Origin of the sequence: Streptomyces himastatinicus ATCC 53653, assembly GCF_000158915.1 — a bacterium.
GTDB classification, from domain to species: Bacteria; Actinomycetota; Actinomycetes; order Streptomycetales; family Streptomycetaceae; genus Streptomyces; species Streptomyces himastatinicus.
Genome location: NZ_GG657754.1, coordinates 4,774,242 through 4,787,890, shown reverse-complemented (window position 1 = coordinate 4,787,890; position 13,649 = coordinate 4,774,242). Strand labels below are relative to the sequence as shown.

Here is a 13,649-nt window from a genome sequence, read left to right as displayed (position 1 = left end):
CCCGTCGGGTCCGCCGGGTGCGGAGCCACCAGCGGGAGCGACGCCGCCAACCGCGCCTCGCACAGCTCCGCCAGCCGGTCATACCCGGCCTTGCCCATCAGCTCCGTCAGCTCCGGCCGGTACGACACGTACACCGGATCCCCCGCGCCGTGCGCCGACACCGCCGACGTGCACCACCAGTGCAGGTCGTGCCCGCCCGGGCCCCACCCCCGGCGGTCGTATTCGCCGATCGTGATCTGGAGCACCTGGGTGTCGTCGGGGCGGTCGATCCACTCGTACGACCGCCGCACCGGCAGCTGCCAGCAGACGTCCGGCTTGGTCTCCAGCGGTTCGCGCCCCTCCCGCAGCGCGAGGATGTGCAGCGCACAGCCCGCGCCGCCCGCGAAACCGGGGCGGTTCTGGAAGATGCACGAGCCGTCGTAGCGGCGCGTCTGGCGGTCGCCGTCCTCGTCCTCCTGCACCCATCCCCGGGCGTGGCCCTCGTCGTGGAACTGCCAGACCTCCGGGGTGAGCCGGGCCATATGGCGGGCGACCCGCTCCTCGTCCTCCTCGTCGGAGAAGTGCGCGCCCAGGGTGCAGCAGCCGTCGCTCGCGCGCCCGGCCTGGATGCCCTGGCAGCCCTGGCCGAAAACGCAGCTCCAGCGCGAGGTCAGCCAGGTCAGGTCGCAGCGGAAGACCTGCTCCTCGTCGGCGGGGTCGGGGAATTCGACCCAGGCGCGGGCGAAGTCCAGGCCGACCTCGTCCGCGGGCGGGTCCGCCGGGGACGGGACCTGCTCCGCTCCCGGGGCGTTCTTCCGGACTTTGTCCTGCTTCGCCTTTTTCGTCATTGCCACGGTGCAAGGGTATGCCCCCGAAGTGAAAGCCCCGGGGACGGGATCCCGTGCATGACCACGCCAGGCGCGCAGTAGCGTTCTGGCCATGAGACTCGGTGTCCTCGACGTGGGTTCGAATACGGTCCATCTGCTGGTGGTGGACGCACATCAGGGCGCCCGCCCGCTGCCCGCCCACTCCCACAAGGCGGAACTGCGGCTGGCCGAACTCCTCGACGGCGACGGAGCCATCGGCTCCGAAGGCGTCGACCGGCTGATCGCCGTGGTGAAGGAGGCGCTGGAGGCGGCCGAGGACAAGGGCGTCGAGGAGGTGCTGCCGTTCGCGACCTCCGCGGTCCGGGAGGCCGCCAACGCCGACGGCGTGCTCGCCCGGGTGGCCGAGGAGACCGGCGTACGGCTGCGCGTGCTCAGCGGCGAGGACGAGGCCCGGCTCACCTTCCTGGCCGCCCGCCGCTGGTGCGGCTGGTCGTCGGGGCGGCTGCTGCTGCTGGACATCGGCGGCGGTTCGCTGGAGATCGCGTACGGCCTCGACGAGGAGCCCGACGCGGCCGTGTCGCTGCCGCTGGGCGCGGGCCGGCTGACCGCCGGCTGGCTGCCGGGCGATCCGCCCGACCCGGAGGACGTCCGCGCGCTGCGGCGCCATGTGCGGACCGAGATCGCCCGCGTCGTGGGCGACTTCAGCCGCCACAGCACGCCGGACCAGGTGGTCGCCACTTCCAAGACGTTCAAGCAGCTGGCCCGGATCGCGGGCGCGGCGCGCTCCGCCGAGGGCCTGTACGTGGAGCGCAGGCTCACCCGCAAGGCGCTGGAGGAGTGGGTGCCCCGGCTGGCGGCCATGCCCACCGAGGAGCGGGCCGAGCTGCCGGGGGTGTCCGAGGGGCGGGCCCCGCAGCTGCTGGCCGGGGCGCTGGTGGCCGAGGCCGCGATGGATCTGTTCGAGGTCGACGTGCTGGAGATCTGCCCGTGGGCGCTGCGCGAGGGGGTCATTCTGCGCCGCCTGGACCACCTGCCCACATGACGTGATCCGCAGTCGCGGTTTAGTCGCACAGAGCAGCGGCCGTACGCTGTCCCTCGTGACAGAGCCAGTGGTGCGCATCCCGGATGCGAAGGTCGCCCTGTCCACCGCCTCGGTCTATCCGGAGTCGACGGCGACGGCCTTCGAGATCGCCGCGCGGCTGGGCTACGACGGTGTCGAGGTCATGGTGTGGACCGATCCGGTCAGCCAGGACATCGAGTCGCTGCGCCGCCTCTCGGATTATCACGGGGTGCCGATCCTTGCCGTGCACGCGCCATGTCTGCTGATCACTCAGCGGGTGTGGTCGACCGATCCGTGGGTCAAGCTCCAGCGGGCCAAGGCGGCGGCCGAGCGGCTGGGCGCGTCCACCGTCGTCGTCCACCCGCCGTTCCGATGGCAGCGGTCGTACGCCCGCGAGTTCGTACGCGGAATCTGGCGGATGGCGGACGAGACCGAGGTGCGGTTCGCGGTGGAGAACATGTTCCCGTGGCGCTATCGCGACCGGGAGATGCTGGCGTACGCGCCGGACTGGGACGTCACCAAGGACGACTACCGGCACTTCACGATCGACCTCTCGCACACCGCGACCTCCCGTACGGACGCCCTGGACATGGTGGACCGGATGGGCGACCGGCTCGCCCATCTCCACCTCGCCGACGGCCAGGGCTCCAACAAGGACGAGCACCTGGTGCCGGGGCGCGGCACCCAGCCCTGCGCGGAGCTGCTGGAACGTCTCGCCAGGACCGGCTTCGACGGCCATGTGGTGGTCGAGGTGAACACCCGGCGGGCCATGTCCCAGGCCGAGCGCGAGGCCGACCTCGCGGAGGCGCTGGCCTTCACCCGCCTCCATCTGGCCTCCCCGACCCCGGCCTCCCGGACGGGCAGGGCGGTGCGCCGGAAGTGACCCCCGCCACGCCCCAGCCGCCCGCCACGGGGCCCCGGCGCGGCCGCGGCCGCCCGGCCCGCGGCAGCGCGGCCGAAGGACCCGGGGCCCGCGACCGGATCCTGACCGCGGCGCGCAACGAGTTCGCCGAGCGCGGCTACGACAAGACCTCGATCCGCGGCATCGCCAAGTCCGCCGAGGTGGACCCGGCGCTGGTGCACCACTACTTCGGCACCAAGGAGCAGGTCTTCGGCGCGGCGATCGAACTGATCCTGGCGCCCGCCATGGGCGCCCCGGACGCGGTGCACGGCGGCAGCCCGGAGGGCGCGGGCGAGCGGATGGCCCGCTACTTCTTCGCCACCTGGGAGAACCCGGTCTCCCGGCTGCCCCTGCTGGCGGTGATGCGCTCCGCGCTCACGAACGAGGCGGCCGCCGCCGTACTGCGCGGGCTGATCGAGCGGCGGCTGCTGATGCGGATGGCGCGCGACCTGGACGTGCCGGACCCGAAGTTCCGGGCCCAGCTCGCGGCGGCCCAGATCATCGGGGTCGCGATGCTGCGGTACGTGATCAAGATGGAGCCGGTGGCCTCGGCGACCGTGGACGAGATCATCGCCATGGTGGGGCCGACACTTCAGCGGTATCTCACCGAGAAGTAACCCGTGATTCCGCACTGTGAGCCGACCGTCTCTGGATCCGGACACCGCATCGGGATTCGGGCCGCACAGGCGTAGAGTCAGAAGACTCCGATCCGATTCTCAAGGTCCGATCGGTCCGATTTCGCAGGACGCACTTACGAGGGAGCCGAGTACCGTGCCCGAGCTGAGGTCTCGCACCGTCACCCACGGCCGCAACATGGCGGGCGCCCGCGCCCTTATGCAGGCTTCCGGCGTAGCGCGTGAGGACTTCGGCAAGCCGATCGTCGCCGTGGCCAACAGCTTCACCGAGTTCGTGCCGGGTCACACCCACCTCCAGCCGGTCGGCCGGATCGTCAGCGAGGCGGTCCACGCGGCGGGCGGCATCCCGCGCGAGTTCAACACCATCGCCGTCGACGACGGCATCGCGATGGGCCACGGCGGGATGCTCTACAGCCTCCCCTCCCGCGACCTGATCGCCGACTCCGTCGAGTACATGGTCGAGGCGCACTGCGCGGACGCGCTGATCTGCATCTCCAACTGCGACAAGATCACGCCCGGGATGCTGATGGCCGCGATGCGGCTCAACATCCCGACCGTCTTCGTCTCCGGCGGCCCCATGGAGTCCGGCCGCGCGACCCTGGTCGACGGCACGGTCCGCAAGCTCGACCTGATCACCGCGATCTCCGAGGCCGTCAACGACAAGGTCTCGGACGAGGACATCGCCCTCATCGAGGACAACGCCTGTCCGACCTGCGGCTCCTGCTCCGGCATGTTCACCGCCAACTCGATGAACTGCCTCACCGAGGCGATGGGCCTCGCCCTGCCGGGGAACGGCTCGGTGCTGGCCACCCACACCGCCCGCAAGGAGCTGTACGAGACGGCCGGGCGCACGGTCGTGGAGATCACCAAGCGCCACTACGAGCAGGACGACCAGACCGTCCTGCCGCGCAACATCGGCTCCCGCGCCGCCTTCGAGAACGCCATGGCCCTCGACATCGCCATGGGCGGCTCCACCAACACGATCCTCCACCTGCTGGCCGCCGCCCAGGAGGCCGAGCTCGACTTCGACATGCAGGACATCGACGGCATCTCCCGCCGGGTGCCCTGCCTGTCCAAGGTCGCGCCCAACATCGCCCCCGGCGGCGTCTACTACATGGAGGACGTCCACCGGGCGGGCGGCATCCCCGCCATCCTCGGCGAGCTGTACCGCGGGGGCCTCCTCAACGAGGACGTGCACTCCGTGCACGCCGACTCGCTCGCCGACTGGATCAAGCAGTGGGACATCCGCGGCGGTTCGCCGTCGGCCGAGGCCGTCGAGCTGTTCCACGCCGCGCCCGGCTGCGTCCGCTCCGCGACCGCCTTCTCCCAGTCCGAGCGCTGGGACTCCCTGGACACCGATGCCGAAGGCGGCTGCATCCGCGACGTCGCCAACGCCTACTCCACCGAGGGCGGCCTCGCCGTCCTCTACGGCAACCTCGCCGAGGACGGCTGCGTCGTGAAGACCGCGGGCGTCGACGAGTCGATCTGGACCTTCGAAGGCCCGGCCGTCGTCTGCGAGTCGCAGGAGGAGGCCGTCGAGCGGATCCTGAACAAGCAGGTCAAGGAGGGCGACGTCGTCGTCATCCGCTACGAGGGCCCCAAGGGCGGCCCCGGTATGCAGGAAATGCTCTACCCCACCTCCTTCCTCAAGGGCCGGGGCCTGGGCAAGGCGTGCGCGCTGATCACCGACGGCCGCTTCTCCGGCGGCACCTCGGGCCTGTCCATCGGCCACGCCTCCCCGGAGGCGGCCTCGGGCGGCACCATCGCCCTGGTCGAGGACGGCGACCGGATCCGCATCGACATCCCGGCCCGCACGATGGAACTCCTCGTCCCCGAGGAGGAGCTGGCCACCCGCCGCGAGGCCCTCGGCGGCGTCTACGCCCCGAAGGACCGCGAGCGCAAGGTCTCCACCGCCCTGCGCGCCTACGCGGCGATGGCGCTCAGCGCGGACAAGGGCGCCGTGCGGGACGTCACCCGCCTCGGCTGATCACCAGCGCGCCGGGTCCCGGGCGTCCACGGCGAACACCGTGCCGTCCGGGGCCGTCGCGAAGACCTTGTCCGCCGCCGTCACCGGCGCGGGCATCAGGGCCAGGAAGCCCTGGCCGCCGGGGCGGTCCGCGCGGGGGCGGGTCTGGCCGAGCAGGCGGGCGCGCCGCGTGTCCACGGCCAGCAGCCGGCCGTCCGCCGACGAGAAGTACAGCCGCTCGCCCGAGGCCACCAGCGGCGAGGCGTTGGCCACCGAGGTCTCCATCCGCCACCGCTGCGCCCCGTGCCCCGTGTCGACGGCCACCAACCCGCCGTCCTCGCCCAGCAGATACACCCGGTCGCCCCGTACGGTGGCGGCGCTCAGGGACACCGGCGCGGTCAGCTCGGACCGCCGCTCCGCCCGCCGCGCCGGGTCGTAGCGGACGACGGCGACGGTGCGGTTCTGGTCGTCGGCCTCGGTCAGCTGGAGGACGCCGTCCGGACCCGCCCCGACGGGGGTGAGGGTGCCGGAGAGCGAGCGGTGCCAGCGCGTCGTACCGCGCACCGTGTCGATGGCGGTGACCAGGGTGTGCCCACCGTCCGGGGCGGTGGTGAGGGCGTACGCGGTGCGGCCGTCGCCGTACGAGAAGAAGCTCGGCTCGGCGTGCCCGGGCAGCGGATGGCTCCAACGCTCCCGGTTCGTCGCCCCGTTCACCGCCGTGACGGTGCCGTCCGCCGCGCCCAGCAGCACCGTGTCGCCCGCCGAGTACACCCGGCCGCCGTACGCGGACACCTCACGGCTCCACCGCACCCGGTGGGTACGCGGATCCAGCGCCTCCAGCCGCGTCCCGTCCGGCGACATCACCCGCACCAGACCGCCCGCCGGGACCGGCGCGGCGGGGGTGCCCTCGCCGGGGCGGCTCGTGGCGGCCGGGCGCGACCACACCACCCGGCCGTCGGCGGGGTCGATCCGGGCGGCCTGGACGCCACGCGCCGCGCAGTACAGCGCTCCGTCCCCGTACGAACAGGACGCGGGCCGCGCGCCCTTGGCCGCCGCCCCGCCGCGCAGCTCCCGCTCCCACGGCCGCCACGCGGTGGCGGCGGCGCTGTTCTGCGGCTGCCGCTCCGCGTCGGACTCCCGCTCGTTCAGCCGGCCCAGTCCCACGACCGTGCCCGCGCCCAGCAGGACCAGCGCGGCGAGCGCCGCCGGGACCCATCGCCGCACACCCCGGCGCCCCCGCGGCGCGGGGGCGCCGGCCACTTCGGGCGCGGCCTCGGGCTCGGGTACCACCTCAGGCCCGGGTATCCGCTCAGGCTCAGGTGCCACCTCAGGCTCAGGCACCACCACCGGCTCCGCCACCCGCTGCGCCGGAAGCGCCACCGGGGCGGGGCCCCGCGCCTCCGGCGGCTGGGGCCCGCGGACCGCCCGCAGCACGGTCATCAGGGCGTCCGGGGTGGGCCGTTCCGCCGGGTTCTTGGCGAGACAGCGCTCGATCAGCGGCAGCAGTTCGTCCGGCACGCCCGCCAAATCCGCCTCGTCGTGCACCACTTGGTACGCCACGATGTACGGGCTCTCGGACTCGAACGGCCCCCGCCCCGTCGCCGCGTGCACCAGCAGCGACCCCAGCGCGAACACATCCGCCGCCGGGCCCACCGCCCGCGGCCGCTGGAACTGCTCGGGCGCCATGAACGGCGGCGTACCGATCAACTTGCCCGTCTCGGTACGCAGTTCGCTGTCCGACGGCCGGGAGATCCCGAAGTCGATGACCTTCGGCCCGTCCGCGGCGAGCAGTACGTTGCTCGGCTTCAGGTCGCGGTGGACGACGCCCACCCGGTGGATGTCGCGCAGCGCCTCCGCGAGCCCGGCCGCCAGCGCCACCACCTCGTCCGGACTCAACGAGCCGTTCCGCTTGACGTGTTCGGCGAGGGTCGGGCCGGGGATGTACGTGGTGGCCATCCAGGGCCGTACGCCCTCGGGGTCGGCGTCCACGACGGGCGCGGTGAACGCCCCGCTGACCCGCCGCGCGGCCGCCACCTCCTGCCGGAACCGCGCCCTGAACTCCGGGTCTTCGGCGAACTCGGCATGCACGACCTTCACCGCGAGCCGTCGCCCCGACGCCGAACGGGCCAGGTGGACGACGCCCATGCCTCCGGAGCCGAGGCGTGCTTCCAGCCGATACTGCCCGGCGTACTCGGGCTCTTCCGTTTCCGGCCCCGTCCCGGCTCCGCGCCCCGGCGGCATGCCCCACCCCCGTGTATTCGGACCGCTAAGCGACTCGGCGAGCCTAGTCGATGATGCGTACGAAGCTTGTTAACCTCCGCATGTCGTGTCACTTAATCCGACATGTGCACTACGTCGGAACGTAGTTCAACGGGGGAGAGGCCACATGGCCATCGAAGACACTGTCGCGCAAGCCGTCACGTACCCGACCGCGCCCGGCTACCAGGTGAACGTCCGCAGCGGTCCCGGCACGGGATACACCCTGGTCAAGAAGCTGCCGGCCAACACCCGGGTGGCGATCCGCTGCCAGACCCACGGTCAGCGGGTGTCCGGTCCGTACGGCTCGACGGACATCTGGGACTGCATCGCGCCGGGGCAGTACGTCTCCGACGCGTACGTGAAGACGGGAAGCGACGGCTTCGTCACCGTCTCCTGCGGCTGACCCGCCAAAAGCCCCGGGCCCCCGGCGCGGGATGCGCCGAGGGCCCGGGGCTGGGCTGTGCCGTTCAGGTGTTACGCCGGTACTTTCGTGTCCTCGTCGGCGGTTTCCGCGTGACGGACCACCGCGTTGTGCCGCTCGGTCCAGGTGGCCAGCGCCATCTCGCAGGCGTGGTCCACATGGCGCAGTCCCCTCAGGTCCAGCTCCACGACCCGCTCACGGGGCAGCGACTCCAGCTCGTCCAGCAGCTTGGGCAGCCGGAGGAAGGTCGCGTTGCCGAGCACCCGCACCTTGATCGGCTGGTCCTCGGCGTCGTCGCGGCCCTTGACGTCGATGTGGACGTGCGAGGTTTCCCAGGCGGTCTTGGCGACCGACATCAGCAGACCGATGATGACGCCCTCGAACATGTTGGTGATCACGATGGCCCCGGCGGTGACGATCAGGATGATCGCCTCGCCCCGGCGCTCCCGCCACAGCGGCAGCAGCTCCTTGGTGGGGATCAGCTTCCAGCCCGCGTGCACCAGCACACCGGCGAGCGTCGCGACCGGGATGATGCCCAGCGCGGAGGGGAAGAGGACGGCGAAGACCAGCAGCCACACACCGTGCAGGATGCGCGAGAGCTTCGTCTTGGCACCGGCGAACACATTGGCCGAGCTGCGCACGATCACCGCGGTCATCGGCAGCGCGCCGAGCGCACCGCACACCGCGTTACCGGCGCCCTGCGCCATGAGCTCCTTGTCGTAGTCGGTGCGCGGGCCGTCGTGCAGCCGGTCCACGGCCGCCGCACTGAACAGGCTCTCCGCCGAAGCGATCAGGGTGAACGCGAGAATGGTCCCGATCACACCCACTTCGGCCATCTGGGTGACCTGATCCAGGCCGGGGGGCTGGATGGCCTCCAGCAGACCCTTGACCTCGACGCGGGCGACCGGCAGATCGAAGCTCACCGTCGCGATGGTCGCGAGGGCGACCGCGGCCAGCGGAGCGGGCAGCACCTTGGCGCCCTGGCGGAAGCGCGGCCAGAAGACCAGGACCAGGATGGTTCCGACGCCGATGGCCACGGCCGTGAGCGAGTCGCTCGACCCGGCCACATCGCCGATCAGCTCCGGAATCCCGAAGATCTTGTCGAGCCCGCTGCTCGGGGCCTTCGCGTCGGCCAGCGCGTAGAGCTGCCCGGCGATCAGTACGAGGCCGATACCGGCCAGCATGCCCTGCACCACGGCGAGCGAGATCGCCCGGAACCAGCGGCCCAGCCCCAGGGCGCCCATCGCCAGCTGGAGCAGTCCGGACACCAGGACGATCACACCCAGCGCCGCGACGCCGTATTCCTGGACCGCCTCGTAGACCAGCACCGTCAGCCCCGCGGCGGGGCCCGACACCTGGAGGCTGCTGCCCGGCAGGAGGCCGGTGACCAGACCACCGACGATGCCGGTGATCAGGCCCAGCTCGGCCGGGACGCCGGAGGCGACGGCCACGCCCACGCACAGGGGCACGGCGACCAGGAAGACGACGAGAGAAGCGGTGAAGTCGGCGCGGAACGTCCCGGCGCCGGGGGAAGAGCCCGCGGCGCCGCCGGCGCCGCGCATTCGGGAAAGAAGAGAATTTCGCATGAGGGTTGCCTCCAGTGCGCCCCGTCACCGGCTCTGGGCAGGCGGGGGCACGGCGTAGCACATCGTCAGTGGGATCGATGGAATCGGTCGCTGGCGGTGAAGCTCGCTTGCTCACACAAGGCGTGAGGAAGCGTGAAATGAGGCGCGCGAGGGCGCGCAGAATGAGCCGTCATGAGCCGTCATGAGCCGTCGGCATATGACGGTGCAGCCCTCAGCAGCGGAAAATCTGGTGAACGACGGGCAACTCGCCCGATCTCGAGACCGGTACGGCCTCTCGTCCCGTCAGGGATGTGCTGATCGCGGTGCGCGGCATCCGCACACCCGCGTCGCATCCGCACACACATCCGTATTTGCCGCTCGGTGTGGGTGCGGTCAGCGGTGCCCGTCCATTGCGGAGCCCCTTGCAGTCCTCCACCCCGCTGTCATGGTGGGTGGAGAGCGCCTTGATGATCGGCTTGGGGTCGGCGGACGCGGTCGAGCTGATCGTTTCAGGATGGGTGACCTGCGCGGACGTGCAGTCCGCGGCGATGAAGAGGGCGAGCAGAACGGATACCACGGCTAGCAGCCCACGAGCGGTATGCCGGACCGTCCTCACCATCGCCTCCCTCCTGTACGTATAGACACTCAACTCCATTGTGTCCAGAAGCCCGTGACCATTTGCAAGTCGATATGTAACCAACTTGTGAATAGAGAGGCGTCGAACAGGACGGTTTCCTTCCGGTCGCCCCGGCGGACGCCAGCGCTCACAAGCGATCGGGTCACGCCGGGCCGTCCGAAGGAGCCGAAAAAATATTTATTCATCGAACAATGAATAATCGGGCGGTGGGCTGCATGGGGACGGTTCCTTCCGTTCGTGGCGCGGCGTGCTTCTGTCGGCGAGCCCTGTCGTGCCCTTCCGACCCCCACTACGTTGCCGGACCGAACCTGAACGCAGCCTGAAGTCCTGAAGCGCTCTTCAGGAAGTCGCTCAGCGGTTCCGGTCAGCAGTGATCGCCGTAGTGCGCTGTGGCGCCCGGCCCCCGGTGCGAGGATGAGAGACGTCCATCCATTGCAGCAACGCACGAGGTGAGCCGCACTATGACGGAGACGGTCGCCGTACTCGGCACGGGAAAGATCGGCGAAGCCCTGCTCAGCGGGATGATCCGCGGTGGCTGGAAACCGACCGATCTGCTGGTCACCGCCCGCCGCCCGGAGCGCGCCCAGGAACTGCGGTCCCGCTACGGCGTCGAGGCCGTCACCAACGCCGAGGCCGCCAAGGCCGCCGACACCCTCATCCTCACCGTCAAGCCGCAGGACATGGGCACGCTGCTGGACGAGCTGGCCCCGCACGTGCCCGCCGACCGGCTGGTCATCTCCGGCGCCGCGGGCATCCCGACCTCCTTCTTCGAGGCGCGCCTGGCCGTCGGCACCCCCGTGGTGCGCGTCATGACCAACACCCCCGCCCTCGTCGACGAGGCCATGTCCGTCATCTCGGCGGGCAGCCACGCCGGCGAGGAGCACCTCGTCCACGCCGAGGCGATCTTCGGCGGCGTCGGCAAGACGCTCCGCGTCCCGGAGAGCCAGCAGGACGCCGCGACCGCCCTCTCCGGCTCCGGTCCCGCGTACTTCTACTTTCTCGTCGAGGCCATGACGGACGCCGGAATCCTGCTCGGGCTGCCCCGCGACAAGGCCCATGACCTGATCGTCCAGGCGGCGATCGGCGCCGCGACGATGCTGCGCGACAGCGGCCAGCACCCGGTCGCGCTGCGCGAGGCCGTGACCTCCCCCGCGGGCACCACGATCAGCGCCATCCGCGAACTGGAGAGCCACGGCGTACGCGCCGCCCTGATCGCCGCCCTGGAGGCGGCCCGCGACCGCAGCCGCGAGCTGGCCTCCGGCAACGGCTGACCCCGCCCGGGCCCCGGTGCCGAGCCGGGGCCCGACGGCTCCGGCTCAGGCCGGCGGCAGCAGCCCTACCGCCGCATAGGCGGCGTCGACCCGCGGCCGGGCCAGCGCCCGGGCGCGCTCGGCCCCGGCCCGCAGCACCCCGTCCACGTACCCCGGGTCCGCGCTCAACTCGGCGTGCCGGGCCCGCAGTGGCCGCAACACCTCCACCACCGCCTCGGCCACCGCGCCCTTCAGCGCCCCGTACGAGGTGTACTCCTCGGCCAGCACCTCCGGTTTGCCCCCGGTGCACGCCGCGAGCACATCCAGCAGGTTCGACACCCCGGGCCGCTCCTCCCGGTCGTAGCGGACGTCGCTGCCGCTGTCCGTGACCGCCCGCATGATCTTCTTGCGCACGACATCCGTCTCGTCCAGCAGATAGACGATGCCCCGGCCCTCGGCGTGCGACTTCCCCATCTTCGACAGCGGGTCCTGAAGGTCCATCACCCGCGCCGCCACCGGCGGCGGCGTCGCCCGCGGCACGGTGAAGACCGGCCCGTACCGCTGGTTGAACCGCCGCGCCAGATCCCGCGTCAGCTCCACGTGCTGCGTCTGGTCGTCCCCGACCGGCACCTCGTTCGTCCCGTACGCCAGGATGTCGGCCGCCATCAGCGCCGGATAGGTGAGGAGCGACAGCCGTACGCTCCTGCCCCGCGCCGACTCCCGCGCGACCTTCTCCTTGTACTGGATCATCCGCCGCATCTCGCCGTCCGCGGCCGTGCACTCCATCAAATAGGAGAGCCGTGCGTGTTCGTCCACATGACTCTGGACGAACAGCGTGCAGTGCGCCGGATCCAGACCGGCCGCCAGGAACAGCGTGGCCGCCTGCCGGGTCAGCCGTCGCACCCGCGCCGGATCGTGCTCAACGGTCAGCGCGTGCAGATCGACGACGCAGAACAGCGCGTCGGCCCGGTACTGGTCCTCCTCGACCCACCGGCGCAGGGCGCCCAGGTAGTTGCCGAGGGTCAGATGCCCGGTCGGCTTGACCCCGCTGAAGATCCGGGGACGTGCCGTCGTGGTGTGTGCCATGGGTGTGCTCTCTCCCGCTGTCTCGGGACCGCCGGACCGGACGGCCGGCTCCGCGAGAGGGAGCAGATACGAAAACGGCCGCCGGAGCGGCGGCCGTGGAAGTGCATGCGCTGGGGGCGGCCGCCGTCAGGCGGGCCACCACTGGGCAAGGTGCGCATGCTTCGTCATGCCACTGAGAGTACGCCCACGGGGGCGCCCCGGCACCGGTTTGAAGGCCGTCGGGGCGTCGTGTAGAGTTCTTCGAGTTGTCACGGAGCCCGCAGGGAAACGGGACAGCCACTCGAGCCGCACCGGCGGCAAACCACTCTGCACGACCCCCAATCGGGAACGACTTCGGCATGCCGAAATCCGGACCGAAAAGCTCGATTATGAGCTTCCGGGGGAATCCGCTAAAGTGGTGGACACGCCGGAAGGCGCGAAACACCCCGCTCCAACAGGGGGCCGGAAACGGAATTCGGACCGGAAACGGAACGGAAAACGGATCTGGTAAGGTTGGAAACACGAAAGGCCGAAAGGCCCGGAGGGAAAGCCCGGAGAAACCGGTGATACGGTTTCAAAGGAAGCGATCGTTCCTTGAGAACTCAACAGCGTGCCAAAAGTCAACGCCAGATATGTTGATACCCCGTCCGCATCACATGATGTGGTCGAGGTTCCTTTGAAGAAACACACAGCGAGGACGCTGTGAACCATCCGGATTATTCCTCCGGTGGTTCCGCTCTCGTGATGTGTAACCAGGATTACCTGGAAGCATTCACGGAGAGTTTGATCCTGGCTCAGGACGAACGCTGGCGGCGTGCTTAACACATGCAAGTCGAACGATGAAGCCCTTCGGGGTGGATTAGTGGCGAACGGGTGAGTAACACGTGGGCAATCTGCCCTTCACTCTGGGACAAGCCCTGGAAACGGGGTCTAATACCGGATATGATCACCGGCCGCATGGTCTGGTGATGGAAAGCTCCGGCGGTGAAGGATGAGCCCGCGGCCTATCAGCTTGTTGGTGGGGTGATGGCCTACCAAGGCGACGACGGGTAGCCGGCCTGAGAGGGCGACCGGCCACACTGGG

11 protein-coding genes and 1 rRNA gene (1 of these 12 only partly in view) are annotated in these 13,649 nt (G+C 70.6%); 7 read left to right on the top strand and 5 right to left on the bottom strand.

The features are described from left to right. Nucleotides 1-833: DUF3109 family protein (locus SSOG_RS53720; protein ID WP_086015798.1), on the bottom strand; the 833-nt coding region annotated here is incomplete at its 3' end. 85 nt (nucleotides 834-918) lie between these two features. Here SSOG_RS53720 and SSOG_RS19955 point away from each other — a divergent pair. The 4 genes from SSOG_RS19955 to ilvD all read left to right on the top strand — a co-directional run bounded on the left by SSOG_RS19955 (nucleotide 919) and on the right by ilvD (nucleotide 5,389). Beyond that, nucleotides 919-1,848, top strand: coding sequence for a Ppx/GppA family phosphatase (locus SSOG_RS19955; RefSeq protein ID WP_009716055.1), 930 nt, complete (start codon nucleotides 919-921; stop codon nucleotides 1,846-1,848). Between the two features lie 55 nt (nucleotides 1,849-1,903). Further along, nucleotides 1,904-2,749: a sugar phosphate isomerase/epimerase family protein gene (locus SSOG_RS19950; RefSeq protein ID WP_009716054.1), complete on the top strand. Its 846-nt coding sequence runs from the start codon at nucleotides 1,904-1,906 to the stop codon at nucleotides 2,747-2,749. Then, the gene (locus SSOG_RS19945; RefSeq protein ID WP_009716053.1) at nucleotides 2,746-3,384 is read left to right on the top strand and encodes a TetR/AcrR family transcriptional regulator; all 639 of its coding nucleotides are present in this window, start codon (nucleotides 2,746-2,748) and stop codon (nucleotides 3,382-3,384) included. Before SSOG_RS19950 ends, SSOG_RS19945 begins: the two co-directional genes overlap by 4 nt. 154 nt (nucleotides 3,385-3,538) lie before the next feature. Continuing rightward, nucleotides 3,539-5,389 carry a dihydroxy-acid dehydratase gene (gene ilvD, locus SSOG_RS19940; protein ID WP_009716052.1) on the top strand — a complete coding sequence of 617 codons (1,851 nt, stop codon included), beginning with the start codon at nucleotides 3,539-3,541 and terminating at the stop codon, nucleotides 5,387-5,389. Here ilvD and SSOG_RS19935 read toward each other — a convergent pair whose 3' ends face one another. Further along, a complete protein-coding gene (locus SSOG_RS19935; protein ID WP_039938134.1) occupies nucleotides 5,390-7,609 on the bottom strand; it encodes a protein kinase domain-containing protein in 2,220 nt (739 codons plus the stop codon). Nucleotides 7,610-7,754: 145 nt separating this feature from the next. Here SSOG_RS19935 and SSOG_RS19930 point away from each other — a divergent pair, with 145 nt between their 5' ends. Continuing rightward, nucleotides 7,755-8,030, top strand: coding sequence for an SH3 domain-containing protein (locus tag SSOG_RS19930; RefSeq protein WP_050799905.1), 276 nt, complete (start codon nucleotides 7,755-7,757; stop codon nucleotides 8,028-8,030). Between the two features lie 71 nt (nucleotides 8,031-8,101). Here SSOG_RS19930 and SSOG_RS19925 read toward each other — a convergent pair whose 3' ends face one another. Together SSOG_RS19925 and SSOG_RS19920 are read right to left on the bottom strand one after the other, a co-directional pair. Further along, a complete protein-coding gene (locus SSOG_RS19925) occupies nucleotides 8,102-9,610 on the bottom strand; it encodes a SulP family inorganic anion transporter (protein ID WP_009716049.1) in 1,509 nt (502 codons plus the stop codon). 235 nt (nucleotides 9,611-9,845) lie between these two features. Next, nucleotides 9,846-10,190 carry a hypothetical protein gene (locus SSOG_RS19920; protein WP_245606332.1) on the bottom strand — a complete coding sequence of 115 codons (345 nt, stop codon included), beginning with the start codon at nucleotides 10,188-10,190 and terminating at the stop codon, nucleotides 9,846-9,848. Between the two features lie 521 nt (nucleotides 10,191-10,711). Between SSOG_RS19920 and proC the strand changes: the two genes are divergently transcribed. After that, nucleotides 10,712-11,521, top strand: coding sequence for a pyrroline-5-carboxylate reductase (proC, locus tag SSOG_RS19915; RefSeq protein WP_009716047.1), 810 nt, complete (start codon nucleotides 10,712-10,714; stop codon nucleotides 11,519-11,521). A 45-nt stretch (nucleotides 11,522-11,566) separates the two neighbouring features. Here the strand turns inward: proC and trpS are convergent, their stop codons facing one another. Further along, complete coding sequence (trpS, locus tag SSOG_RS19910; protein ID WP_009716046.1) at nucleotides 11,567-12,586, bottom strand: tryptophan--tRNA ligase; 1,020 nt, start codon at nucleotides 12,584-12,586, stop codon at nucleotides 11,567-11,569. A gap of 750 nt (nucleotides 12,587-13,336) precedes the next feature. Between trpS and SSOG_RS19905 the strand changes: the two genes are divergently transcribed. Beyond that, nucleotides 13,337-13,649 (top strand): 16S ribosomal RNA (locus tag SSOG_RS19905); it runs 1,156 nt beyond the window's last position.

Coding starts and splice junctions, on each gene's coding strand:
- SSOG_RS19935 (WP_039938134.1), bottom strand. CDS start 7,609: ATGCCGCCGGGGCGCGGAGCCGGGACGGGGCCGGAAACGGAAGAGCCC.
- SSOG_RS19925 (WP_009716049.1), bottom strand. CDS start 9,610: ATGCGCGGCGCCGGCGGCGCCGCGGGCTCTTCCCCCGGCGCCGGGACG.
- proC (WP_009716047.1), top strand. CDS start 10,712: ATGACGGAGACGGTCGCCGTACTCGGCACGGGAAAGATCGGCGAAGCC.
- SSOG_RS19930 (WP_050799905.1), top strand. CDS start 7,755: ATGGCCATCGAAGACACTGTCGCGCAAGCCGTCACGTACCCGACCGCG.
- SSOG_RS19955 (WP_009716055.1), top strand. CDS start 919: ATGAGACTCGGTGTCCTCGACGTGGGTTCGAATACGGTCCATCTGCTG.
- trpS (WP_009716046.1), bottom strand. CDS start 12,586: ATGGCACACACCACGACGGCACGTCCCCGGATCTTCAGCGGGGTCAAG.